The 25,178-nt window shown below is 35.9% G+C and carries 24 protein-coding genes, 2 tRNA genes and 1 rRNA gene; all 27 read right to left on the bottom strand.

The window, feature by feature from the left end:
- Positions 1-43: 43 nt before the first annotated feature.
- The 27 genes from AB1282_RS05485 to mazG all read right to left on the bottom strand — a co-directional run bounded on the left by AB1282_RS05485 (position 44) and on the right by mazG (position 25,160).
- Positions 44-1,594 (bottom strand): 16S ribosomal RNA (locus tag AB1282_RS05485).
- Between the two features lie 356 nt (positions 1,595-1,950).
- Positions 1,951-3,432 carry a lysine--tRNA ligase gene (lysS, locus tag AB1282_RS05490; RefSeq protein ID WP_056474397.1) on the bottom strand — a complete coding sequence of 494 codons (1,482 nt, stop codon included), beginning with the start codon at positions 3,430-3,432 and terminating at the stop codon, positions 1,951-1,953.
- A gap of 134 nt (positions 3,433-3,566) precedes the next feature.
- Positions 3,567-4,565: a tRNA dihydrouridine synthase DusB gene (gene dusB, locus AB1282_RS05495; protein ID WP_056474399.1), complete on the bottom strand. Its 999-nt coding sequence runs from the start codon at positions 4,563-4,565 to the stop codon at positions 3,567-3,569.
- A 30-nt stretch (positions 4,566-4,595) separates the two neighbouring features.
- Complete coding sequence (locus AB1282_RS05500; RefSeq protein ID WP_056474403.1) at positions 4,596-4,796, bottom strand: helix-turn-helix domain-containing protein; 201 nt, start codon at positions 4,794-4,796, stop codon at positions 4,596-4,598.
- The gene (gene folK, locus AB1282_RS05505; protein ID WP_056474408.1) at positions 4,748-5,245 is read right to left on the bottom strand and encodes a 2-amino-4-hydroxy-6-hydroxymethyldihydropteridine diphosphokinase; all 498 of its coding nucleotides are present in this window, start codon (positions 5,243-5,245) and stop codon (positions 4,748-4,750) included. Before folK ends, AB1282_RS05500 begins: the two co-directional genes overlap by 49 nt.
- Positions 5,242-5,604, bottom strand: a complete 363-nt coding sequence (gene folB, locus AB1282_RS05510; protein WP_056474411.1) for a dihydroneopterin aldolase — start codon at positions 5,602-5,604, stop codon at positions 5,242-5,244. The genes folK and folB overlap by 4 nt, the downstream gene beginning before the upstream one ends.
- Positions 5,597-6,439 (bottom strand): dihydropteroate synthase, encoded by an 843-nt coding sequence (gene folP / locus AB1282_RS05515; protein ID WP_335413057.1) that lies wholly within the window; start codon positions 6,437-6,439, stop codon positions 5,597-5,599. Before folP ends, folB begins: the two co-directional genes overlap by 8 nt.
- Positions 6,436-7,308: an aminodeoxychorismate lyase gene (gene pabC, locus AB1282_RS05520; protein ID WP_429898674.1), complete on the bottom strand. Its 873-nt coding sequence runs from the start codon at positions 7,306-7,308 to the stop codon at positions 6,436-6,438. The genes folP and pabC overlap by 4 nt, the downstream gene beginning before the upstream one ends.
- The gene (pabA, locus tag AB1282_RS05525) at positions 7,305-7,892 is read right to left on the bottom strand and encodes an aminodeoxychorismate/anthranilate synthase component II (RefSeq protein ID WP_056474418.1); all 588 of its coding nucleotides are present in this window, start codon (positions 7,890-7,892) and stop codon (positions 7,305-7,307) included. The genes pabC and pabA overlap by 4 nt, the downstream gene beginning before the upstream one ends.
- Positions 7,889-9,307 (bottom strand): anthranilate synthase component I family protein, encoded by a 1,419-nt coding sequence (locus AB1282_RS05530; RefSeq protein WP_429898675.1) that lies wholly within the window; start codon positions 9,305-9,307, stop codon positions 7,889-7,891. The genes pabA and AB1282_RS05530 overlap by 4 nt, the downstream gene beginning before the upstream one ends.
- 144 nt (positions 9,308-9,451) lie before the next feature.
- Complete coding sequence (cysK, locus tag AB1282_RS05535) at positions 9,452-10,372, bottom strand: cysteine synthase A (protein WP_429898676.1); 921 nt, start codon at positions 10,370-10,372, stop codon at positions 9,452-9,454.
- 154 nt (positions 10,373-10,526) lie between these two features.
- Entirely contained in the window at positions 10,527-11,402 is an 876-nt protein-coding gene (hslO, locus tag AB1282_RS05540; RefSeq protein WP_056474429.1) for an Hsp33 family molecular chaperone HslO, read from the bottom strand.
- A gap of 13 nt (positions 11,403-11,415) precedes the next feature.
- Complete coding sequence (locus tag AB1282_RS05545) at positions 11,416-12,180, bottom strand: type III pantothenate kinase (protein ID WP_056474433.1); 765 nt, start codon at positions 12,178-12,180, stop codon at positions 11,416-11,418.
- A 246-nt stretch (positions 12,181-12,426) separates the two neighbouring features.
- A complete protein-coding gene (ftsH, locus tag AB1282_RS05550) occupies positions 12,427-14,343 on the bottom strand; it encodes an ATP-dependent zinc metalloprotease FtsH (RefSeq protein WP_056474435.1) in 1,917 nt (638 codons plus the stop codon).
- An 81-nt stretch (positions 14,344-14,424) separates the two neighbouring features.
- Positions 14,425-14,964: a hypoxanthine phosphoribosyltransferase gene (gene hpt, locus AB1282_RS05555; protein ID WP_056474436.1), complete on the bottom strand. Its 540-nt coding sequence runs from the start codon at positions 14,962-14,964 to the stop codon at positions 14,425-14,427.
- A 9-nt stretch (positions 14,965-14,973) separates the two neighbouring features.
- The gene (tilS, locus tag AB1282_RS05560) at positions 14,974-16,362 is read right to left on the bottom strand and encodes a tRNA lysidine(34) synthetase TilS (protein WP_429898677.1); all 1,389 of its coding nucleotides are present in this window, start codon (positions 16,360-16,362) and stop codon (positions 14,974-14,976) included.
- A 71-nt stretch (positions 16,363-16,433) separates the two neighbouring features.
- Complete coding sequence (locus AB1282_RS05565; RefSeq protein ID WP_390312970.1) at positions 16,434-17,558, bottom strand: protein kinase domain-containing protein; 1,125 nt, start codon at positions 17,556-17,558, stop codon at positions 16,434-16,436.
- Entirely contained in the window at positions 17,527-18,261 is a 735-nt protein-coding gene (locus AB1282_RS05570; RefSeq protein WP_429898678.1) for a VWA domain-containing protein, read from the bottom strand. The genes AB1282_RS05565 and AB1282_RS05570 overlap by 32 nt, the downstream gene beginning before the upstream one ends.
- An 80-nt stretch (positions 18,262-18,341) precedes the next feature.
- Complete coding sequence (spoIIE, locus tag AB1282_RS05575; protein ID WP_056474443.1) at positions 18,342-20,816, bottom strand: stage II sporulation protein E; 2,475 nt, start codon at positions 20,814-20,816, stop codon at positions 18,342-18,344.
- 333 nt (positions 20,817-21,149) lie between these two features.
- Positions 21,150-21,221: transfer RNA gene (locus AB1282_RS05580), tRNA-Glu, on the bottom strand.
- A gap of 11 nt (positions 21,222-21,232) precedes the next feature.
- A tRNA-Met gene (locus tag AB1282_RS05585) sits at positions 21,233-21,309 on the bottom strand.
- 154 nt (positions 21,310-21,463) lie between these two features.
- Entirely contained in the window at positions 21,464-21,934 is a 471-nt protein-coding gene (locus AB1282_RS05590) for a S1 domain-containing RNA-binding protein (RefSeq protein WP_056474447.1), read from the bottom strand.
- Between the two features lie 85 nt (positions 21,935-22,019).
- Positions 22,020-22,397: an FtsB family cell division protein gene (locus AB1282_RS05595; protein WP_429898679.1), complete on the bottom strand. Its 378-nt coding sequence runs from the start codon at positions 22,395-22,397 to the stop codon at positions 22,020-22,022.
- Entirely contained in the window at positions 22,398-23,009 is a 612-nt protein-coding gene (gene yabQ, locus AB1282_RS05600; RefSeq protein ID WP_390312969.1) for a spore cortex biosynthesis protein YabQ, read from the bottom strand.
- On the bottom strand, positions 23,006-23,311 hold the full coding sequence (gene yabP, locus AB1282_RS05605; protein WP_056474457.1) for a sporulation protein YabP: 306 nt from the start codon (positions 23,309-23,311) through the stop codon (positions 23,006-23,008). The genes yabQ and yabP overlap by 4 nt, the downstream gene beginning before the upstream one ends.
- Before the next feature lie 90 nt (positions 23,312-23,401).
- A complete protein-coding gene (locus AB1282_RS05610) occupies positions 23,402-23,671 on the bottom strand; it encodes an RNA-binding S4 domain-containing protein (RefSeq protein ID WP_056474461.1) in 270 nt (89 codons plus the stop codon).
- Between the two features lie 34 nt (positions 23,672-23,705).
- Positions 23,706-25,160, bottom strand: coding sequence for a nucleoside triphosphate pyrophosphohydrolase (mazG, locus tag AB1282_RS05615; RefSeq protein ID WP_429898680.1), 1,455 nt, complete (start codon positions 25,158-25,160; stop codon positions 23,706-23,708).
- Positions 25,161-25,178 lie beyond the last annotated feature (18 nt).

Here is a 25,178-nt window from a genome sequence, read left to right on the forward strand (position 1 = left end):
AAACATTTCATACATGAACCATCGGTTCATGATGTCTCCATAGAAAGGAGGTGATCCAGCCGCACCTTCCGATACGGCTACCTTGTTACGACTTCACCCCAATCATCTGTCCCACCTTAGGCGGCTGGCCCCTAAAAGGTTACCCCACCGACTTCGGGTGTTACAAACTCTCGTGGTGTGACGGGCGGTGTGTACAAGGCCCGGGAACGTATTCACCGCGGCATGCTGATCCGCGATTACTAGTGATTCCGGCTTCATGTAGGCGAGTTGCAGCCTACAATCCGAACTGAGAATAGTTTTATGGGATTAGCTCCACCTCGCGGTCTTGCAACCCTTTGTACTATCCATTGTAGCACGTGTGTAGCCCAGGTCATAAGGGGCATGATGATTTGACGTCATCCCCACCTTCCTCCGGTTTGTCACCGGCAGTCACCTTAGAGTGCCCAACTGAATGCTGGCAACTAAGATCAAGGGTTGCGCTCGTTGCGGGACTTAACCCAACATCTCACGACACGAGCTGACGACAACCATGCACCACCTGTCACTCTGTCCCCGAAGGGAAAGCCCTATCTCTAGGGTTGTCAGAGGATGTCAAGACCTGGTAAGGTTCTTCGCGTTGCTTCGAATTAAACCACATGCTCCACCACTTGTGCGGGCCCCCGTCAATTCCTTTGAGTTTCAGTCTTGCGACCGTACTCCCCAGGCGGAGTGCTTAATGCGTTAACTTCAGCACTAAAGGGCGGAAACCCTCTAACACTTAGCACTCATCGTTTACAGCGTGGACTACCAGGGTATCTAATCCTGTTTGCTCCCCACGCTTTCGCGCCTCAGCGTCAGTTACAGACCAGAAAGTCGCCTTCGCCACTGGTGTTCCTCCAAATCTCTACGCATTTCACCGCTACACTTGGAATTCCACTTTCCTCTTCTGCACTCAAGTTTCCCAGTTTCCAATGACCCTCCCCGGTTGAGCCGGGGGCTTTCACATCAGACTTAAGAAACCGCCTGCGCGCGCTTTACGCCCAATAATTCCGGACAACGCTTGCCACCTACGTATTACCGCGGCTGCTGGCACGTAGTTAGCCGTGGCTTTCTGGTTAGGTACCGTCAAGGTGCCAGCTTATTCAACTAGCACTTATTCTTCCCTAACAACAGAGCTTTACGACCCGAAGGCCTTCATCGCTCACGCGGCGTTGCTCCGTCAGACTTTCGTCCATTGCGGAAGATTCCCTACTGCTGCCTCCCGTAGGAGTCTGGGCCGTGTCTCAGTCCCAGTGTGGCCGATCACCCTCTCAGGTCGGCTACGCATCGTCGCCTTGGTGAGCCGTTACCTCACCAACTAGCTAATGCGCCGCGGGCCCATCTGTAAGTGATAGCTAAAAGCCATCTTTCAATAAAGGAACAGGAGTTCCTTTATGTCATCCGGTATTAGCTCCGGTTTCCCGAAGTTATCCCAGTCTTACAGGTAGGTTGCCCACGTGTTACTCACCCGTCCGCCGCTAACTAACGGGAGCAAGCTCCCATTAGTCCGCTCGACTTGCATGTATTAGGCACGCCGCCAGCGTTCGTCCTGAGCCAGGATCAAACTCTCCATAAAAGTTAAGTTTAAATCTTGTATTGCTCAAAAAACTAATAATTGACGTTTACTTCATGTTTTGTTTAGTTTTCAAAGTTCACTTCATCGCTCTGAGGCGACTTAAACATCTTAACATTTTCTTTCGAATGTTGTCAATGTTTTTTTAAAAGTTTTTTTGTTGTTGTTTCGAATTAACGTGACAACGTTTAATAATATAACACCTATAAAAACAAAATACAATACCTAAATTTAAATTCTTTTTATTCAGATAGTTTATACCAGATTCCAATAAATAAATGATGTCCTTATTCCTTTAAAAAGATACATCCAATCTTAAAAAAAACTGGCTAAAAGTACCCTTTTAGCCAGTTAGTTTCTTACTTATGTCTCATTAACGGGAACAATAGAACGTCACGGATTGAAGGAGAATTAGTTAACAACATAACTAATCGATCAATACCGATTCCTAGACCACCAGTTGGTGGCATACCGTGCTCTAATGCTTCGATGTAATCATCATCCATCATATGTGCTTCGTCATTACCAAGCTCACGTTCTTTAAGCTGTGCTTCAAAACGCTCTTTTTGGTCAATTGGGTCATTTAACTCTGTGAATGCATTAGCATGTTCACGCGCCACAATAAATAACTCAAAACGATCAGTAAAACGTGGATCGTCAGCATTCTTTTTCGCTAGCGGTGAAATTTCAACAGGGTGACCATAAATAAATGTAGGTTGAATTAACGTTTCCTCAACTTTTTGTTCAAAGAATTCGTTAATAATATGGCCAACGGACATATTCGCATTAACTTCAACATTATGTTCTTTAGCATATTCTCTTGCTTGCTCAACTGACATCTCTGGCCAGAAATCTACTCCACAAGCTTCTTTAATCGCATCTACCATATGAAGTCTAGTCCATTTTGGCTCTAGGTTTACCGTGTACTCACCATAAGGAATAGTAGTAGTTCCTAAAACTTCTTTAGCGATATGAGCAATTAGATTCTCAGTAAGTTCCATAATATCAGCATAATCAGCATAAGCTTCATATAATTCAATCATCGTAAACTCTGGATTATGACGAGTAGAAATACCTTCATTACGGAATACGCGACCAATTTCATAAACCTTTTCAAGTCCACCTACAATTAGTCGTTTTAAGTGTAGCTCAATTGCAATACGCATATATAATTCCATATCAAGCGCGTTATGATGAGTGATAAATGGTCTTGCAGAAGCTCCACCTGCAATTGCATGTAGCATAGGAGTTTCAACCTCTAAATAACCTTGGCTATCTAAATAACGTCTCATAGATTGGATAATTTTACTGCGAGCAATAAATGTTTGTCGGCTATCCATATTCATTAAATCTAAATATCTTTGACGGTAACGTTGTTCAACATCTTGTAAACCATGGAATTTATCAGGAAGTGGTAATAACGCTTTTGAAAGGAATGTATATTCTTTAACTTTAATAGATAATTCCCCTACATTCGTTTTAAATACCACACCAGAAACACCTACAATATCACCTAAATCAGTAATATCAAAGATTTCATATTGTTCTTCGCCTACAGCATCTTTACGTACATAGATTTGAACTTGTCCATTTAAATCTTGAACATGTGCAAATCCAGCTTTACCTTTACCACGTTTAGTCATTACTCGACCTGCAAATGAAACAACAATCGCTTTTTCTTCTAATTCTTCCTTAGAAAACTGGTCAAATTGTGCTAATAAATCGTTTGAAGAATGTGTGCGCACAAACTTCTTACCGAATGGATCGATACCTTTTCCTTCAAGTGTTTTTAATTTCTCCCTACGTATAAGGGCTTGATCATTTAATTCTTCGTGACTCATTTTCTCAACTCCACGTAATTATTCAATAAATATTTAAATACAATATGATTTTAATAGAAAAACTGCCAGTAATTCGATCTGGCAGTTTTGTTTACTATAACTTATTATATTTTGTCAAGCGAAACCTGTCAAACTTACAAAGCTTGAGCAGCTTTCATTTTTTCTTCCACTTCATTAACGTATGTTGTTAATACTTCAACCATTTGAGCACGAGTACTAACCTCGTTAATTTGATTTCGAACTAATACAGTGCCTTTCAAACCTTTTAAATACCATGCTGCATGTTTTCTCATTTCCATTACAGCTACATGTTCTTTTTTCAAATCAATTAAACGGTCTAAATGCAATAAACATACATCAATTTTTTCACGTGCTTCTGGCTCAGGCATTAATACACCAGATTCCAAGTATTTTACTGTACGATAAATCATCCATGGATTCCCTAAAGCAGCACGACCAATCATTACGCCATCACAGCCTGTTTCATCTAACATACGCTTGGCATCTTGAGGAGTCTCCACATCCCCATTACCGATTACCGGAATAGAAACCTGATTTTTAACTTCTTTAATCCAGCTCCAATCAGATTTCCCTTCATACATTTGATAACGAGTTCGTCCGTGGATTGCAACTGCTTTTCCACCCGCTGCTTCAACTGCTTTTGCATTATCTACTACATATATGTGATCGTCATCCCATCCAAGACGCATTTTAACTGTAACTGGTTTACTTACATTCTGTGCTACAGCATATACCATTTCATGAATTTTATTTGGGTCTAAAAGCCATTTAGCTCCTGCGTCCACTTTTGTAATCTTAGGAACAGGACACCCCATATTAATATCAATAATATCTGCATTCGTATTTTCGTCAACATACTTAGCAGCTTCAACTAATGTTGATTTATCACCACCAAAAATTTGTAAACTTAATGGCTTTTCACGTTCATCCATATAAAGCATATCTAATGTCCGCTTATTATTGTGAAGAATAGCTTTATCACTTACCATTTCTGCGCATACTAAACCTGCACCAAATTCTTTTACTGTTAAACGGAAAGCTGAGTTACAAACTCCAGCCATCGGTGCTAATACGACGGGATTTTTCATCTCGATGTCACCAATTTTTAGCACATCCCATCCTCCTTCTATTACAATAAAACCCTATATTGATAATTCCTCAACACTTACTTTTAATTGTTTTGCACAATCATGCAAAAACTGTTCAGTTGGCATACGATTCCCTCGCTCAACTTCACCTAACACTGAAACAGAAACTCCAAGGTTTTTTGCAAAGCCTTCTTGGGTAAAACCTTTTAATTTTCTAAAAGCCCTAATCCGTCTACCCCACTTTTCAGCTTCCATAATCGAACTCCTTTATCCTCTAAAAATTTAGTTTCAACCTTAATTGATTGATTAATTTCTTTTAAGGGGATTAATACAAAGCTTCTTTCAAACATTCTCGGGTGCGGTATTCTTAGGTGCTCAACTTCTATATCTTCGTGATTATAGAGTAAAATGTCAAGGTCTATTGTTCTTGGACCCCAACGTAATTCCCTTTTTCTACCAAGGTTTTGTTCGATTCCTTGCGTAACATCAAGTAATTGAAGTGGTGTCAAATTGGTAGAAATTTTAATAACGAGATTTAAAAATGGATCTTGGTCTACGTAACCAACTGGGTCTGTTTCATATATAGAAGAGATTTGTTCTACTTGAATGTCGGGATGGTCCACTAATTCCCTAATAGCTTTTGTAAGAAAACCTTCTCGGTCGCCTATATTTGTTCCTAAACTTAAATATGATTCATTTTTCATATGCGACCTCTTGTTATTTCAACTGCTACAAAATCATAATGTCCTGGTATTGGTGGATCTGGTTTTATGACTTTTACAGTACATTGTTGAATTAAATCGTATGTATTTAATATTTGTTTGGCAATCTCTTCAGCAACTGATTCAACTAAATCATAAGACTGACCTTGAACTACTTCTTCGCAGGTTTTAAATAAGTCTGCGTAACTTACTGAATACGCCAAATCATCTGTTTCTCCTGCTTTTTTTGTATCTAATTCGACAATTAAGTCAACATTAAATCGTTGCCCTAATGTTTTCTCTTCTTTAAATACACCATGGTATCCATAAAATCTCATACCTGTTACATAAATTTTATCCATTTTTAACTCCAATCTTTAACATCGCATCCATCATTTTAGTCATACGGGAAATCGCTAATACATCATGTACTCGTACAATTTCGCAACCTTTCGTAATACCTAAACAAACTGTAGCCCCTGTACCTTCCATTCGCTCATGTACTTCAGTACCAAGAACCTCCCCTATAAACCTTTTTCGAGAAGTACCAAGTAACACTGGATAATCCAATGCTTTGATTTGCTCCATTTGGTTTAAAACTTCCAAATTCTGCTCTGCTGATTTTGCAAAACCAACACCCGGATCCAAAATAATCATTTCATCCTTTACACCTGCGCGTTTTGCAATATTAATACTTTCTACTAAATCACAGACAAGATCACTCATTAAACTATAATAGTTTTCATCCGTTCGATTGTGCATTAAACAAATCGGAACATTATACGCTGCAGCCACTTCAGCAATTTTAGGATCTTTCTTTGCTCCCCAAACATCATTAATGATTGTAGCTCCTGCTTCAACAGCTTGCTTTGCCACTTCAGATTTATATGTATCAATTGAAATTGGGACATCAATTTCTTTAGATAATGCTGAAATAATCGGAACTACCCTTCTTAACTCTTCGTCTACATCAACTATTGCAGCTCCAGGCCTTGTCGATTCCCCACCTACATCAATAATTTTCGCACCATCAGCAATTAACTTTTTTGCATGTTGTATTGCTAATTCAATTTCGTTGTATCGACCACCATCAGAAAATGAATCCGGAGTTACATTTAAAATCCCCATCACAATTGTTTCATTCTGAATTGGTAATGAGTAATTTCCACAAATCAAAGGTTTAGTTGCTCTTCTCACACTCGTTCACTTCTTTCCATTTCATTCATGCTTAATAAGGATTTTCGAAGATGTCTATAATCCTTTTGCAAATCCTTTATTACGCTATTTTCACTAACATTAAAGTTCCGCTCGCCAATTACTGTAACGGGAATAATTTCTTGGATTGAGTTTGAAATAAATATTTCATCCGCTTCTAACAGCTCTTGCTCCGTGTAGAAGCCCTCTTCAACTGTAATCCCTTTTAATTTAGCCCAATGGATTACAAACTGTCTCGTTATCCCATTCAAGATTCCCGAATCAACGTGTGGTGTATATAATCGATCTTGTTTAATAAAGAAGAGATTTGAAACAATACCTTCTGAAAGAAACCCATCTTTATTTAAAAAGATTCCTTCTATACTTGGTGAGTTACCGATCTCTTTTTTCCCGATAATATTATTTAAATAATGATGAGACTTTAATCGTTCTTTTCCTTCGGGAGAGTTTCGAGGGGTATTTAGTATTACCCCTTCTTTCTCTAAGATATTACTTTCATGCATTGGTTTAATAAAAATGATTGTATTTGGATTCGAATACTTACCAGTGTATAAACCTATTTCTCCATCACCCGCTGAAACATTCAAACGTATATACGCGTCTTGTAAATCATTTAATTCAATTAACCTATTTAAAATCGTTCGTATTTCCTCATCTAGCAAATTCCACTCGATATTCAGGTTTAATAACGACTTTCTTAAACGCTTTAAATGATCAAATAATAAAAATGGATGCCCATTATAGATCCGAAATGTTTCAAATAATCCTAAGCCATATAAAAAACCATGATCAAATGGAGATATTTTCACTTCATGATCGTTCAAGAATTCTCCATTAAAATATAGTTTCATACTGTACTCCTAGACGGTTTATATGCTTGTAAAAAGTTTCTAAGCATTTCTTTGCCGAATTGTGACATAATCGATTCCGGATGAAATTGTACTCCTTCAATTGGTAATGTCTTATGTTTTAATGCCATGATTTCTCCATCATTCGTCCAAGCTGTTATTTCTAGCTCCTCAGGGAAAGTTTCTTTTTTAACAATTAAAGAGTGATATCGTGTAACGTCAATTGGTGATGGTAAGTCATTAAATAACCCTAAACCTTCATGTGTAATTGCCGATGTTTTTCCATGCATTAAGCGTTCTGCACGGACTACGTCACCTCCAAATACTTGAGCGATTGATTGGTGACCTAGGCATACGCCCAATATTGGGATTTTCCCAGCAAAGTGTTCAATGGCTTTTAAACTGATTCCAGCTTCGTTTGGTGTACAAGGACCTGGTGAAATCATCAAATAAGATGGAGCTAATACTTCGATTTCTTCTAAAGTAATTTCATCATTTCGTTTTACAATTAACTCTTCACCTAATTCGCCTAAATATTGAACTAGATTATAGGTAAATGAATCATAGTTATCAATCATTAATATCATTTTACATTCCCACCCAACTTTGCTTTTTCTTCACTTACTTTCTTAGCTGTCCATAAAGCTTGAGCTTTCTTAAGGCTTTCTAAGTACTCATGTTTTGGATTAGAATCAATAACAATACCAGCACCAGCTTGTACAAATGCTTGCTGGTCTTTTGTAATCATTGTTCGAATCGTAATGTTTAACTCCATATCTCCTGTGAAGCTAATCCATCCAACAGAACCTGTATAAATACCACGCTTGGTTGGCTCTAGTTCTTCAATAATTTCCATTGTACGAATTTTTGGAGCTCCTGTAATTGTTCCCCCGGGAAATACTGCCTTTAATAGGTCAAATGAATCCTTACCCTTCTGTAGCTCACCTCTAACATTTGAAACAAGGTGCATTACATGCGAATACTTTTCGATTACTAATAGTTCGTCTACTTCAACAGTTCCATATTCGCATACTCTTCCTAAATCATTGCGCTCTAAATCAACTAGCATAATATGCTCAGCTTGTTCTTTTTCATTTGAACGTAGTTCTTCCATCAGGTGTTGTTCTTCTTCAACTGTTTTACCACGAGACCTTGTACCTGCTATTGGTCTTGTCCAAACTTCTTGGTCACGTTTCGCTACTAATAGCTCTGGAGAGCAACTAACAATTTGAAACTCTTCAAAATCTAGATAGGACATATATGGTGACGGATTTATTTCTCTAAGTTGTTCATATATATACAATGGATCTGTTACAAGCGTCTCAGATTGTAGTACAGATAAATTCACCTGGAATACATCTCCCGCACTGATATATTCTTTAACATTTCCAACAGCATCCGTAAATTTTTGTTCAGACATATAGATTGTTTTTTCAATCTCATCGGTAGAAGTTCTCTTAGATAAATCGATTTGTTCTATTTCATTAATGAAGAACTCTTCTAAAGAATCTAGTCGTTCTTGTGCCTTATCAGCATTTTTCATTTCATCTATAACAATAAAATATAATTGTTTTTCTTGATGGTCATAAATAACCGCTTCATGGAAGATTAATAAATAAACATCTGGAATATTGTAGACATCCTCAGCCATTGATGGTAGGTCTTCAATATAATGGTTACAGTCATATGTGAAATAACCGATTGCTCCACCTTGAAATGGTGGTAAGTCATCTCTTTTTTCCGTAGTGTATTTAGATAGATATTCCTTTGCTAAATCAATTGGATTCCCTTCATACTCCACTTTCCCTGAGCATTCTTCGACCGTTAATTTATTATGCTTTCCGTATAACTTCGCAACAGGATTAGATGCCATAATTGAATATCTTCCGTCACGACCACTTTCAAGAAGTACGGCATTCTTTTTCTCTTTTACCGTTTCTACAAAGTATTTAAAGAAAGGTGTAGTATAATTGATAACTTTTGAAAAGATTTCATAATTCATGTGAATATCCCCCTCTGATAGCGCTTCTTTTTTCATTTTACACAAAAAGTTAGAAGTATACATCAAAGCATTTTATGGAAAAACAAAAAAACCTTTGCAGCTTGCAAAGGTTTTTTTAAATTTATCATTTCATCCATCAAAAAATTACTCAAATTGGAATAATGCTGTACTTAAATAACGCTCTCCATTACTTGGAATAATCGCAAGTACTTTTTTACCTTTTCCAAGTTTTTTTGCAACTTGTAACGCAGCACTAATTGCAGCTCCAGAAGAGATACCTACAAGTAAACCTTCTTCTTTTGCTACTCTTCTAGCCGTCTCCATTGCATCTTCATTTTTGATTTGAACGATTTCATCATAAACATCCGTGTTCAATGTTCCAGGTATAAATCCTGCTCCAATACCTTGAATTTTATGTGGACCTGGTTTACCACCTGATAAAACTGGAGAGTCTTCAGGTTCAACTGCAACAATATTAATTCCAGGGTAAGCTTCTTTTAACACAGCTCCAGCACCAGAGATTGTTCCTCCTGTACCTACTCCTGAGATAAATGCATCAAGTTGGTCTCCCATTTGTTCAACAATTTCAGGACCAGTTGTTAAACGATGTACTTCGGGATTTGCATTATTATTAAACTGTTGTGGAACGAAATATCCATTTTCTTTTGCTAATTCATCTGCTTTACGAATTGCTCCTCCCATTCCTTCAGGGCCTGGAGTTAGAACTAATTCTGCACCATATGCACGTAATAAGTTTCGTCTCTCAATACTCATTGTTTCTGGCATTACTAGAATTGACTTATAGCCTTTAGCAGCTGCTACCATTGCTAATCCAATACCGGTATTCCCACTAGTTGGTTCAATAATTGTATCACCTGGTTTTATTAAACCTTTTTTCTCCGAATCCTCAATCATCGCAAGAGCAATACGGTCTTTAACACTGCTACCAGGATTCATAAACTCTAGTTTTAAGTAAATATCCGCGCTGTCCTCGTCTACTAATCTGTTAAGTTTTACAATTGGAGTTCTACCGATTAATTCGTAAACTGAATTTGCAACTTTCATTTCATCCACTCCTAATTCCTAGTATATTGACCTGTTTAATATACATTATGTAAAAAACAAAAGAATCTGTCAATTACTTTCTCCTATACATAACTTGTATGAAATTCATAATAAATTATGAAAAGAAAGGTCGACAAATTCCTTCAATTTTCACCTACAATTTGCTAATTAATTCTTCTAATTGTTCTCCAGAAAAATGATAAGGCTCATTACAGAAATGACACGTTACTTCTGCTTTTCCATCTTCTTCTAATATTAATTGTAATTCTTCTTTACCGATACTTAAAAGAGCCCCTTCAATTCTCTCTCTTGAGCATTGACATTGGAATTTTACATCCATCGTTTCTAAAATTTTAACTTCTTCTTTCCCTAACACTTCATATAGAATTTCTTCTGGTGTAAGTCCTTCTTCAATCATTTTGGAAACAGGTTTAATCGTTTTTAAACGGTTTTCAATCTTCGTAATACATTCGTCACTAGCGCCAGGTAAGATCTGAATAATAAATCCTCCGCTTGCTAAAATCGAATGATCCGGGTTAACTAATACGCCGACACCTACAGATGAAGGTGTTTGTTCAGATACAGCAAAATAGTAAGTAAAGTCTTCACCAAGTTCACCTGACACGATTGGTACTGAGCCAGTGAATGGTTCTCTCATCCCAATATCTTTAACAACTGAGATTGTCCCTACAGTACCAACAGCTTTAGCTACATCTATCTTTCCATGTTTGTTAAGCTCAGTTTGCACATGCGGATTCTGTACATATCCTCGTACTTCACCTTTTGCATTACTATCGACTAAAATATGACCAATTGGACCATTACCTTCAACTTTTAAAGTTAACTTTTCTTCACCTTTTAACATAGCGCCCATCATTGTAGCAGCTGTTAGTGTACGACCTAATGCAGCAGAAGCATTTGACCAAGTATCATGACGTTCTTGAGCTTCTTTTACAATATTTGTTGATCTAACACTATATGCACGGACTTCGCCGTTAAAAGCTAATGCTTTTACTAAATAATCTTTCATGTTGTACCCCTTTTTATGAATTTCGTTTATAAATTAAATGTAGACCTTTTAATGTTAAATATGGATCCATGACATCAATAATATCTGATTCCTTAGATATTAATGATGCAAGTCCGCCTGTTGCTATAACAGTAGGTTCTACCTTTGCTTGAGCTTTCATTCGTTTTACAATACCTTCAACTTGACCTACATAACCATATAGGATTCCAACTTGCATTGCTTCTACAGTTGTACGACCGACAATATTAGAAGGTCTTGAAAGCTCAATACGAGGCAGTTTTGAAGCCTTTGTATATAGTGCCTCTGTTGAAATATTGATACCTGGTGCAATAGCTCCACCGATGTAATTTTTATTTTCATCTATATAACAATATGTAGTAGCCGTTCCAAAATCTACAATAATCAGCGGACTTCCGTATTGTGCAATTCCAGCAACTGCATTAACAATTCGGTCTGCGCCTACTTCTTTCGGATTATCATATTTTATGTTTAAACCTGTTTTTATACCAGGTCCAACGATTAGTGGCTTTTGTTTAAAGTATTTTGTTGCCATTCTTTCCAAAGAGAACATAATCGGTGGGACAACTGATGAAATAATAACTGCATGAAACTCATCAAACCCAATGCCCGCGTATTCAAGTAATGATCCTATGACCATACCGTACTCATCTTCTGTTTTATAACGATTCGTCTCAATTCTCCAATGATGTATTAACTCGTCTTCTTGGTAAACACCTAAAACAGTATTTGTATTTCCTACATCGATGACAAATAACATATAATCCACCGTCTCTCCATTTCAAAAATAAAACTTTTATTTTATATTTTTAGTTTCAAGTACAATTTTTAATCACTATAAAAATAATGATAACACAAGTTGATAGTAGTTTAAAAATAGATGCTTTCTGCTGTGGGCACGGGTTCGTATTCGCGTCATTAAACCTATTTTCCCCATGTCCTTGACCTATTTGACTTTTCGCCAATAAACAAAAGAAAGAGTGTCTAGAAAGACACTCTTAATTTTTTATTCAGTGATTTTAGGCTCAGTTGGTTCATCATTCTTTTTAGAAATGTTAACTTTAATCTCATCATTTGAAGTTGGAGCTGTAGGAAGTGTACCTTGTTCCCAAAGACTCTTAATTCCTTTTGCATCTAAAGTTTCCACTTCTAATAATGTGTTAGCAAGCAAGTCTAATTTATCGCGATGCGTCTTAATAATATCAGTTGCTTTTGCATAACACTCTTTAATGATTGTTTGAATCTCAACATCGATTTCATAAGCAATTTTATCACTATAATTTTGTTCATTATTAAAGTCTCTACCAAGGAATACATTTCCTCCTTGAGATTGACCAAACTGTAATGGACCTAGTTTATCGCTCATACCGAACTCAGTAACCATACGACGAGCAATACCTGTTGCACGTTGGAAGTCATTATGAGCTCCTGTACTTACTTCACCAAATACCACTTCTTCAGCAACACGTCCACCAAGTAGACCTGTAATTTTATCAAGTAATTCTGGTTTTGTCATAAAGTAACGATCTTCTTTTGGAAGCATTACTGCATAACCACCAGCTTGACCACGAGGTACAATTGTTACTTTATGAACCATTTCAGCTTCATCTAACACTTGGCCAATAACCGTATGTCCAGCTTCGTGGAACGCAACAATTTTTCGCTCTTTTTCAGATATAACTTTATTTTTCTTAGCAGGTCCCGCAATTACACGGTCAGTTGCTTCGTCAATATCAAGCATATCGATTTTCTTTTTATCACGACGAGCCGCAACTAATGCCGCTTCGTTTAATAAATTCTCTAAATCTGCACCAGAGAATCCAGGAGTTCTTTGAGCAATAGCTTTTAAGTCTACATCTGGAGCTAATGGTTTATTTCTTGAGTGAACTTTTAATACCGCTTCACGTCCTATTACATCTGGACGATCTACTGTAATCTGTCTGTCAAATCGACCTGGACGTAATAACGCTGGGTCAAGAACATCTGCACGGTTTGTTGCTGCGATGATGATAATACCTTCGTTAGCACCAAAACCATCCATTTCAACAAGTAACTGGTTTAATGTTTGTTCACGCTCATCGTGACCTCCACCTAATCCAGCACCACGTTGACGACCTACAGCATCAATCTCATCTATAAATATGATACAAGGAGCATTTTTCTTCGCGTTTTCAAATAAATCACGAACACGAGAAGCACCAACCCCTACAAACATTTCAACGAAATCAGAACCACTGATTGAGAAGAATGGAACTCCAGCTTCTCCTGCAACTGCTCTCGCTAATAATGTTTTACCTGTTCCTGGAGGTCCTACTAATAGTACCCCTTTAGGAATTCTTGCACCTAATTCAGAAAATTTACGAGGATCTTTCAAGAACTCTACTACCTCAACAAGTTCTTGTTTCTCTTCATCTGCACCTGCAACATCTTTAAATCGTACTTTCTTTTTCTCGTCATTATAAAGACGAGCTTTGCTCTTCCCAAAGTTCATAACACGGCTTCCGCCACCTTGTGCATTATTCATTAGGAAGAAGAAAAGAATGAAAATAATTACAAATGGAATGAGTGAAGTGAAAATTTGCACCCATGCACTTGTTGTTTCAGCTGGATTCCAATTAGCCTTTATTTTATAGTCAGCAACTGCTTTGTTAACTATTTTTGTCGTTTCGTCACTAATTGGTACTTGAGTTTGGAAAGATTCGCCTTTTTTTACATCTGTAAAATGACCTCTTACTATGTACACTCCATTTTTAGGTTGGATAGATGTTAAACTGCTAACATCACCTTTTTGTAACTTAGTATAAAATGTATCGTAACTTACTTTCTTAACTTGAGATTCTGGCCCATTGAAATATGTAACAACACCAATCACAACTAAGAAGATTAATATGTAAAAGACTGTATTACGGAAAATTCGATTCAATTCCAAACCTCCTCTCTTTCAATTTAATTACTTTATATAGTAGCATAGTTATACCATGTAAACAAACGAATAAAACTTGACTTATTTCGTGTAAACTTCAGGCTTTAAAACGCCAACATATGGCAGATTTCGATAACGTTCAATATAATCTAAACCATATCCTACTACGAAAGCATCTGGTACTTCGAAACCAACTAAATCAGCCTGGATATCTGCTTTACGTCCGCTTGGCTTATCTAATAAAGTAACAATTTTAACTGTATTAGCTTTGCGATGTTTAAATAGTTCAACTAAATAATTTAAAGTTAGACCACTATCAATAATATCTTCTAGAATGATTACATCTCTTCCTTCTACAGAAGTATTTAAATCTTTCACAATTTTTACTTCACCAGAAGAAACTGTACTATGTCCATAACTAGAAACATCCATAAAATCAATTTCGATATATGTATCAATATGCTTGATAAGGTCAGACATGAACGGAAGAGCTCCTTTTAAAACACCCACTACTAGTGGAAAGCGGTCTTTGTACTCTTCAGTTAGTACTGCACCTAATTCTACTACTTTTTGTTGAATTGCCTCTTCACTTACTAATACTTGTTGAATGTCTTGTTTCATCTTTTCCTCCTAGAAACTCTTAGAAACCACCTGTATTGCAATGAGTGACTCATCTGTCGAAAAATTTCTTTCAAATGCAGATTTCTTTACGAAAGGTACCCATAATATATTATTTTGACTATCCGTAATTATTGGCCATTCATCACGTAATGATTGTTTCATTTTTTCATCAATAAATATATCTTTTAACTTTTTTGACCCATTCATACCCTTTAATGACATTCGATCACCATTCTTTCGATTCCGAACAACGAGTGGAAAAGAAACATCCTTGACAGAACAAATAAACATGGCGTTTTTTGGTTCAAAACATTGATTGTTTAATTCAACTTTTATTGAAAAACCATTTGGTAGTTCGTATACGCCAGGCTCATTAATAGAAATAGTATAATCCTTCACATTCATTTGTTCGAATGTAAAGGTGCATTCATTATATGAGCGTGTAACAAAAAGTCCTTCAGGCAAATGTTGCTCCCAAGTGGATTTTTCATTTCGTAATAAAGTCAGAATTGAATTAAGATGCCCTTGTGTCAAGCCTTTAGGGATATATAGGTAGACATAATCTAATATTAGTTGAATACATCTTCTTTGTAAAGATATAGGCATATTTAAAAACTGTTTAACATCAATAGTGACTGCTTGCTTTTCTTTATTTTTTATAACTGTATTCATTGCGTCTTCAGTTAATTCCATTAAATATAGTTCATCTTCCAATTGCTGTCGACTAAACTGCTGGAATCTTTTTTGTGCAGTTGGATTTTCTTCAAAAATAAAAGGTAAAATATGATGTCTAAATCGATTTCTTGTGTAAACATCTTTATCATTACTTGGATCTTTTCGAGGGATAATACTTTGTTCACGACAATATGTAGTTAAAGCTTGTTTTCTTAAATCTAAAAATGGACGAATAATTTCGCCTGTACTAAAAGATCTCTTTTCCCTAATTCCAGCGTAACCGACCTGCGAGCTACCTCTTACTAATCGCATCAAAATCGTTTCAACTTGGTCTTCTCCATGATGCCCTAACGCTAAAAAATTCGCTTCATATTTCTTCATCGTTTCATCAAAAAAATGATATCGACATTCTCTTGCCGCCAATTGACTACTTAATCCCGTTTCCTCGATATACTGATTCACATTTATGCTCTTACCTTCAAATTGAACGTTATTTTGGAGGCACCAATTCTTAACATATTCCAAATCATCTAAAGATTCTTGTCCTCTAAACATATGATCTACATGTGCGATAATAATCGAAAACTCATATTCCTCTCTGATTGATAAAAAAGAGTGAGCTAACGCCATTGAGTCTGGACCGCCCGAAACACCGATCACAACTACACTATTTCTGCTAATATTGTTTTGTTTAATAAATTCCTTTAATTGATTAATTACCATTTACCTATACTCCTAATGAAAGTAAAATTCATATCTATATGTTACCATTCACACACTTGGAGTACTATAATTTACAACTGATAATAAAAATATAATGCATAGGCCAAGCCCATTAACAAAAGAATGGTCGATGTTTCAAACCAGTGTATTCTTTTTTTCTTTTGCTTCACTTGGACATTGTTCCCTGCTCTTGTTTGTGTTGATTGGTTAGGTGTTTGATTCTGACTATTTGAATTTCTAGATTGATTTGTAGTTTGACTATGTTTTTTTGATTTTGTTGTTTGAGCAGTTTGATGTTGTTTTTTTGATTGCCTCGTTTGATTCATCGAATTAGTTTGTGCTGTAGTAGTTTGAGCCTGTTTACTTTTATTCCTCTTTGTAGCATTTATCTTTTGTTCATACATTAATAGAGCCTGTTTCATAGCACTTGCACTAACATACTCCCCTTTTAATCCCCTCATTAGAAATTCTTTATATGGATTAAGGGTTTGTGTTTGAGCTATTACTTGTTCAATTTGTTTTATTCCTTGCCCATTTTTTAAAAACTGCTTTTTACAATGTAAATGGATAAAAATCATCGTAACAGCAAATAAGTCATAGGAAACTTCTGCTTTTCTAGAACCTAAGCCCCAATAACCACGATCAAAGAACTCCGTAAACTCTTTAACTGCACGTCCAATTTGCGTAACTCCTCCAAAATCAATCCACTGGATTTTATTTGGTTCTTTCGTAACTAGTAGATTATCTGTTTTTAAATCACCGAAAATAAAGCCTTTATGGTGCAATTTATCTAACAATGATAAAACTTGTATGATAAAAATACTACTCCATTCCATACCGTTTCTTTCAATAAATTTTGGTAAACTTACACCATTTACGTACTCCATTACATAGTAATAGCAGCACTCATTTGTTCCTGGATTTATATAGTCATCTACATCGATAAAAGAAGGCCCTAGGAATGAATCCTGGACCTGTGTGATTTTTTTTAAAACATTTACTTCGTTCGTGATATTAGTAGATTCTTTGCTCAGCTTAATCGCAACTTCTCCAGTTTGTCCAGAAGCTAGATAAACTGTACCGTTTGCGCCATTTCCAAGTAAACTCTTAATTTCGTATTTGTTTTTATTCCACTTTCCAGTAATGAGAGTTCCAGGCGCTAAATTAATCTGCCCATTCAATTGATTGTTCATCATCACCATTATTACCTCTATTATAGTTTTGTTCGTTAAAATAGTTTAAAGCCTCACGTATTGCAGGACCAGTTGGTGTCATACCACCCATCGTTAGCTTAGGAAAAATCGTGTTTAGCTTTTCTAATTTAGGTGTCCAATCTAGTAATTTGTCTACATCGTCTTGTTTCCCAGGAAATATAAATAATGAGTAGGCATTTTCTCCTGTTCTTGAGTTTAAACTAATTTGTAAATCAAATAATGATTCCTTAACAGTTTCTAGTTTTTCTTTCATACTAGCACTCGTATCTACTAAAATAATAACTTCTAAACCTACAGTTTCGCCGATCTCCTCTACAACCTCATATACCTCTTCTCGCTTTGAAGGAGGAAGTGATTCCATTGAATTGCTATCGCCTAAAATTTGCTTTAATTCTTTATTAACAAATCCTTGAATTGTTTGTGTCATCGCTTTTCTAGTAACCATTTGGACAGTTTGAGAAAGTTGCTTTGTGTAAACGACTTGGCTAATCCCTCCACCTGCTCTAGCAATTTCCTCGATTTCTTTTAAACCGTCACCACTTTGTACATTTTCATCTAAAATTCCAATTACATTTACTGTAATACCGTATTCTTGAGCCAAACTTGAAACAGCTAACGGATCTTCACCATGGTTTGAATAACCATCAGTTATTAATAGAATTTGTTTTAACTTTCCTTTATACATACAAAATCCCCTCCGCGTAAAAGTTGTTACCATTTTGTCCAATTACGGGAGGGGATAAACCTTTATTTATTTTATTTTACTTAAGCCATCGCGCTATATGACGAGATAGATGACCACTCTGGCAAGTTTCGTTTAACAACGGCAACCACAACCGTCATATCATCATTAATATCACCTGTATTCGAACGAATTACTTCCTCCAGTAACAATTCTGCTACTGATTGTGGATCATCAGTTTCAAATTCACTTATTTTACGTTTCATCCACATTTCGTAATTTTCAACATGTTTCGGACCTTCAAAAATACCATCACTCATCATAATTAATAAGTCTCCAGCTTTTAACTGCTCACTTACGACTTCTACGTCAAATTCATCAATGATCCCGATTGGTAGATTACTACCTTCAATTTTAATAACTTGCTTTCCTCGTTTAACAAAGCTTGGCGATGAACCAATTTTCAAGAATTTTGCTGAAGCATCGTGTAAATCAACCATCGCTAAATCCAATGTAGCAAAGACCTCTTCAGTAGTACGTAAAGATAGAATCGAATTAATCGATTTAATAGCGACTGTTTCTTCAATACCTGAATTTAATATTTTTTGAAGTAGTTTTAATGTCTCATTACTTTCGATATGAGCTCGCTCTCCATTCCCCATTCCATCACTAATTGCAATAGCGTGCTTTCCTGCTCCAACGTCCATTATTTTAAATGCATCACCCGATATAAAGCCTCCACCTTTAGCTGCCGTCGCAACCCCAGTTTCAATAACAAATGCCTTATCTGATCCAAATGTAACTAAGTAATTACCTCCATTTGGTATTGTCGCTGCCTCTTCTTTTAATACGACAATCGTCTCTTTTAAAATATCTGATAGAATCGGCGCAATTAGTTTTTGGCACTCACCATATTCGTTCTCAAACGGAATTAAGATATCTATATCAATATTACCTTGCTCTAAGTTATAAATTTCTACTTGGCTAACATCAATTCCAAAGTTTAATAAAGCTTGTAGGATTTGGTCTTCCTGTAATTGATGATTTTCTTTTTCTCGTTGAATCTCTTTTGCAAAATCGACCATTACTTTTGAAACCCCGCGCAATTGCTCTGCCACTAATCTTCTACTTTCTTGAACTTGTTTTTTAAGTCTTTGATTTGCACGGAAGTAGAAAACCTCTTGCTTCATTAAATCTGCCATTTTTGAAGAACGTTGGCAATATTTTTCCCACTCTCTCATAAATTGGCCATTCTTAATAAGCTGGTCCTTTTCAACTAATTGCATCATATTTTCCATGTATTGATATGTCCGGTCACCGTTGTTTGACCAGCAATGATCCTTTTTCATACAGCTATTACAGCACTTATTTGAAATACTGCAAATGAAAAGCTCTTCATCAGTTAATTCATCTTCAATATGCGCAAACTGACTAGGCTGTGAGAAGCTTGCCGATAACGCTTCAAACACATTAGAGAATTGAGTAATTCGATTCGCCGTCAAATCTCTTATTTTACGTAAGTACTGTTGTTGGTCAGTAGAGTGTTCCTCTGTCCCAGGTACTAGTTTAGCTAATTGTTTTAGCAGGAAATTCGGCGTCAATAAGAATAAGACAATCGCAATCACTGATTCAATGATGGAAAAGATAATATCAGACTGTTTCTCTGCATAAAAGCTGATTAGGCATGTCCCAATTAATAGTCCAGCTGCCGCACCCAATCTTTTACCCTCTTTTAGTAGGCCACCAAGTAATCCAGAGAATGCTAATAAGCTCATTTGGTATAAACTTGAAACACTTGCTAGACTTAATATAAGACCCGTTACAACCCCTACTGTACAACCGACCGTTCCCCCAGCTACGAAGGCAAATAGTAAGACAATATATCTAGTAACAATATGCTGAATAGATAAGTCTTGAATATACCAATCAGTTGTCCCCGTCACAACCGAAGCTAAAAGAATAACTAAACATACGATTTCTTCAACACCTAAAAGCTGTTTTCTTTTAGGAATCGCAAGTAGAGGTACACTTTGGAAAAAGATCATCGTTAAAATAAAACTTAATCCCGCTTCAACTGAAGCCATTAATACATCGTACATTAGAACTTCTTGTTGGAAAGCATATGCAATTAGTAGATGACTAATGAATACGGATAAAAATACTTGAAAAGGTACAAGACCTATATAATGTCGTTTAACTCTAGCAAAGAAAATATTGAGGATAAAAAATAAGATAATTGTGGCAAATGCATAACTAACCGTTTCAATCGATACAGTTAATGAACCGATCATAAGAGCAACGAAGGCTATTCCTGTACGCTCACGTTTCATCATATAAACTGAGGCAAAAAACGGTAATACAAACGGGAGAATATGTGATAGTATCAACGCTCGCCCTAATAAAAATCCCGTTAAAAAGATTAGTAGCCCAAAATCAAAGAATGCTCTCTCTAATTTGGATTTAATTGATTTAGAAGATTGCCGAAATACTGATTGAATACCATTAGTAGGGACTAAGCTCGCTGTAGAATTAGAAGACCCTCTTTGCAGTTTCGTCATATTTCCACCTCATCCGATTTGGTTTATTGAACATATTTTAACTTGTCCAATTGAAGGAATATGTCAAAATGACAAAGGCAAATAAAAGTTTTCTTCGACGGAAAAAGCTTTTACGTACAACTGTTTTACAAAATATGAGTAAAGCTTGCAGCATAATTTCTCTAATAGGGTAAAAGAAACGCAATTATTAAATTTTATGTCAATCGAAATTCAGAATAAAGAGAGAAAGTTTGGAATGAATTATGTGATTAAGAGACGGAGGACACGCATGTTCCTGGAAAAGAAAAAAACGCTTAGCCTCTCTTATAGAGACCAAACGTTTTTGTTGTTGTATGACCCGTACGGGATTCGAACCCGTGTTACCGCCGTGAAAGGGCGGTGTCTTAACCGCTTGACCAACGGGCCGTTAAAGGGAATGGTAGCGGCGGAGGGAGTCGAACCCACGACCTCACGGGTATGAACCGTACGCTCTAGCCAGCTGAGCTACACCGCCATAATCTTTAAACGACAAGATTTATAATATCATGGTACTAATTACCCGTCAACAGTTTTTTCAAATGTTATTTTATTATTTTTTTCATACAAAAACGCACCCATTAAAGAGTGCGTGTTCTATATACCTATTTATGTCCTGACAAGGTAGGAAATTAGCCTCGACGAGCTCCACGGCCACCACGTTTAGATTCTGTGTTGCGTTTTAAAGAAGCTAGACGATCTTCACTGTCTTTTAAAAATTTACTCATTTTTTGATCAAATGTTTCTTTAACCGGACGTTGATCCGAACGGTTTTGATTTTTACCACGGTTTCCACCACCGCCGCCTCCATATGAAGGTCTGCTTTGACGAGGTCTTTGCTCACGCTCTCCCTCTTTTACTGGTGGACGTTCTTTCGCTTTTTTGATTGAAAGACCGATTTTACCGTCTTTTTCAACATTGATTACTTTTACTTCTACTTCATCGCCAACTTTTAAATGTTCGTTAATATCTTTAACATAGTTGTCAGCTACTTCACTAATGTGAACAAGTCCAGTTACTCCTTCTGGTAACTCTACAAAAGCACCAAAATTTGTAATCCCTGTAACTTTCCCACTAACTTTGCTGCCTACCTCAATTGACATAAAAAAAATGCTCCTCCTTAAAAATGTTTAACTGGATTTACTATATTATATAAAATTATAAAAACAAGTGTCAATGAAACGATAATTACTTGATATTGGGAAAAATTATTTCTCCCTTTTTAGAAAAAAATAAGTTTTTTCTAGCTAACTCAATAATATATTGATCATCGTTCAATTGGTCAATCATGCGTTTTGAATCCTCAACCTTACTCTTTGTTTTCTTTAAATCCACCTTTGCTAGTTTTAATTGTTTTACTTTAGATGAGTACACATGTTGTTGTGTTACATAATGAGATTGTAATAAAAAAAATAGGGGGACAGTTAAAAAGCAAAATAATGAAATGCGCACTAAAAACTTTTTAAAACTCCTTCTCCTAGGCTTAACACCTTGTTCTTCAACTAAAGTAATATTTTGTTTATCTTGAACTTGACTAGTTAAATCCAACTTTCTCGCATGTTCCACCTATTTCTTCCTCCTATCTAAAAGGTCCTTTACTTTTTTAATAGTAGTAAGGAAGATATTCTTGAATTTTCCGAAAACTCCTTTAAATTGTATTAAATAGTTTTTGACTCGTTTTGGCACAAAAAACCAACATACTCTGCCGAAAAACAAAAGAATTGATAGTAGAACGTTGTAAACTAAACGGATTAGTCGAATAAGGAGTCCATAAATAAACAAAAGAATTACAATTATTACCTGAATAATCCACTTTATAGGTTTTACAATAAATATTACGATTAACTTTACTATAACGCGATAAATGCCAATAACCAACTGAATAATAAATTCTAATATCTTTTTATAAATAGTTCGAAATAGACTTTGATATGCCGCATAACCACATAGTAAAGCTAATAGTAAATAAAACCTGAGTGCACCTTCATTAACTAAGTATAATACATAAAAAACTAGTAGAGCCTGAAAAACCCAAAATAAAATATCAGTTGCAAATACAATCAATCGATTACGAGTACCTCGATATAAAAAACGATGGTATGTATCTAGTGCCATACCAAGATAAGCACCCATACCGACCATCGCTATCATTGAGTAGAACTGAACGTTTAAGCTCATTTAAATAGCTTGCTAAAGATTCCTTTAGCTTTCCCCGAATTGTATTCGTCAATATAACAAAGTTCATTAATCTTTCCCTTTATTGCTACATGACCTTTTTCTACATCGAGGTTTTTCATTTGTAAATTATGACCTTTAATATGCAAAAATCCTAATGCTGTTTCTAATAGAAACTCTTCACTATCAAAGCTCTCAACTTGTTTTACTCCAGTAATTTCAAGATATCTTCTACTTTTTAACGATAAATCCTGCTCGATTATTTGGCTTGTATTTTTCGCATTTAACTCATACGGATTATTCATACTAGTCCCTCCATTTACATAAACTGTACCACTTGTAAATCGATTCCTAATACAGTGTTATTTGTACAAGTATATGAAGGGACAACTTTTTTAGAACAAGCTATCTGACAGTTTTTCCTCACTTATGATCGTATACATTGCATCTGCTTCTTCTTTTCGAACAGTCTCTTTAAGTAAATTAATTTTTGCAGTAACAATTTTCTGTCCAAAACGAATTTTTAATTCATCATTTACTTTGACTTCTGTAGATGCTTTTGCAACTGTTCCGTTGATCGTTATTCTGCCTTGATCAGCTACTTCTTTTGCAAGTGTACGACGCTTAATAATTCTCGATACTTTTAAAAATTTATCAAGTCTCATAATTTATTCTCCTCAATTCTCATTCAATTAGACATTATTCATATTTTTTAGCTTCATTCCATATCTCATCCATTTCTTCAAGAGATACATCAGAAAATGCCTTATTTATTTCACGAAGTCTTGATTCAATATATTGAAAACGTTTTGTAAATTTCATATTTGTTTTTAAAATCGCTTCTTCAGGATTTACATCAATAAAACGTGCTAAATTAACAATACTAAATAATAGATCACCAAGTTCCGCTTCAACTTTAGACTGATCTTTCAATTTGATGGCATCAAGAACTTCAGTTAACTCTTCATTAACTTTATCTACAACCGGCGGTAGTTCCTTCCAGTCAAACCCTACTTTCGCAGCTTTACTTTGAAGCTTCTCTGCTTTTAATAATCCTGACAGATCCTTTGGTATACCTGAAAGAACGGATTCAACGACGTGTCCCTTTTCAGCTTGTTTTAATTCTTGCCAATTTTTTAATACGTCTTCCTCACCATTCACATGAACCGTTGAAAATACATGCGGGTGACGATAGATTAGCTTGCTTACTAATCCTTGAATTACATCTTGAATTGAGAAGTAACCTTCATCTTCTCCAATTTGAGCATGTAACATGACTTGAAGTAATACATCTCCAAGTTCTTCAATAATATGATCATCATCTTCTTCATCGATTGCTTCAAGAAGCTCGTATGCCTCTTCTAGTAAGTACTTCTTTAATGATTCATGGGTTTGCTTTTGATCCCACGGGCAACCATTAGGTCCTCTTAAAGTAGCTATGACAGAGCGAAGCGTTTCAAATTGATGATATAGATCCTCTTCATTTTTAACTGGAGGAACATAAACACTTGTCAAATTATTAATTGATGTATCACGATCTAACTCAAACAATGGTACTGATCTTATTTGCTCAGTTGCACTACCCGCTGCAGTAACAATTACGACTTCATAATCATCGGGAAGCTGCTCCATTAGCTTTAATTTCGCATGTGAGGCAGTCATTTGATCATAAACCTGGCAGATGATCAAATGCTGTCTAAACGTAATCGATTCCGACTCTAAATCCGTTGCATCAACAAACTGGAATCCTTCAATTGGATCAATCTTCAAACTAGTAAACATTGCATCTAAAAAGCTTTGTCCGCCTTTGATGTCTAGCTGGATTTTTCCTTTATCTGCAAGCTCTATTAATAGCTGAACAGTTTTTTCTGCTACAAGAGGATGTCCTGGCACAGCATATGTAATTGCCCCTTCTTCAGAAGCTTTCACCAATAGATGAACAATTTCTTGATATACCTCTTCGAAGCGATCATGTTTTTCATAAATTTCATCGAATGATTGGAACGTTAATCCTTCTCTTTCTAATTCACTTATAACAGGGTGGTCTTTTGTACGTAAATATAGATTGTCAGTTTTTTGTAACACTTTATAGATACCAAACGGAAGCTGATTAAGGTCACCTGCACCTAAACCTAAAACTGTAATCTTGTTCATTTTGATCCTCCTGTTCTT

This window comes from Gottfriedia sp. S16(2024) (assembly GCF_050473765.1).
Taxonomy (GTDB): Bacteria; Bacillota; Bacilli; order Bacillales; family Bacillaceae_G; genus Gottfriedia.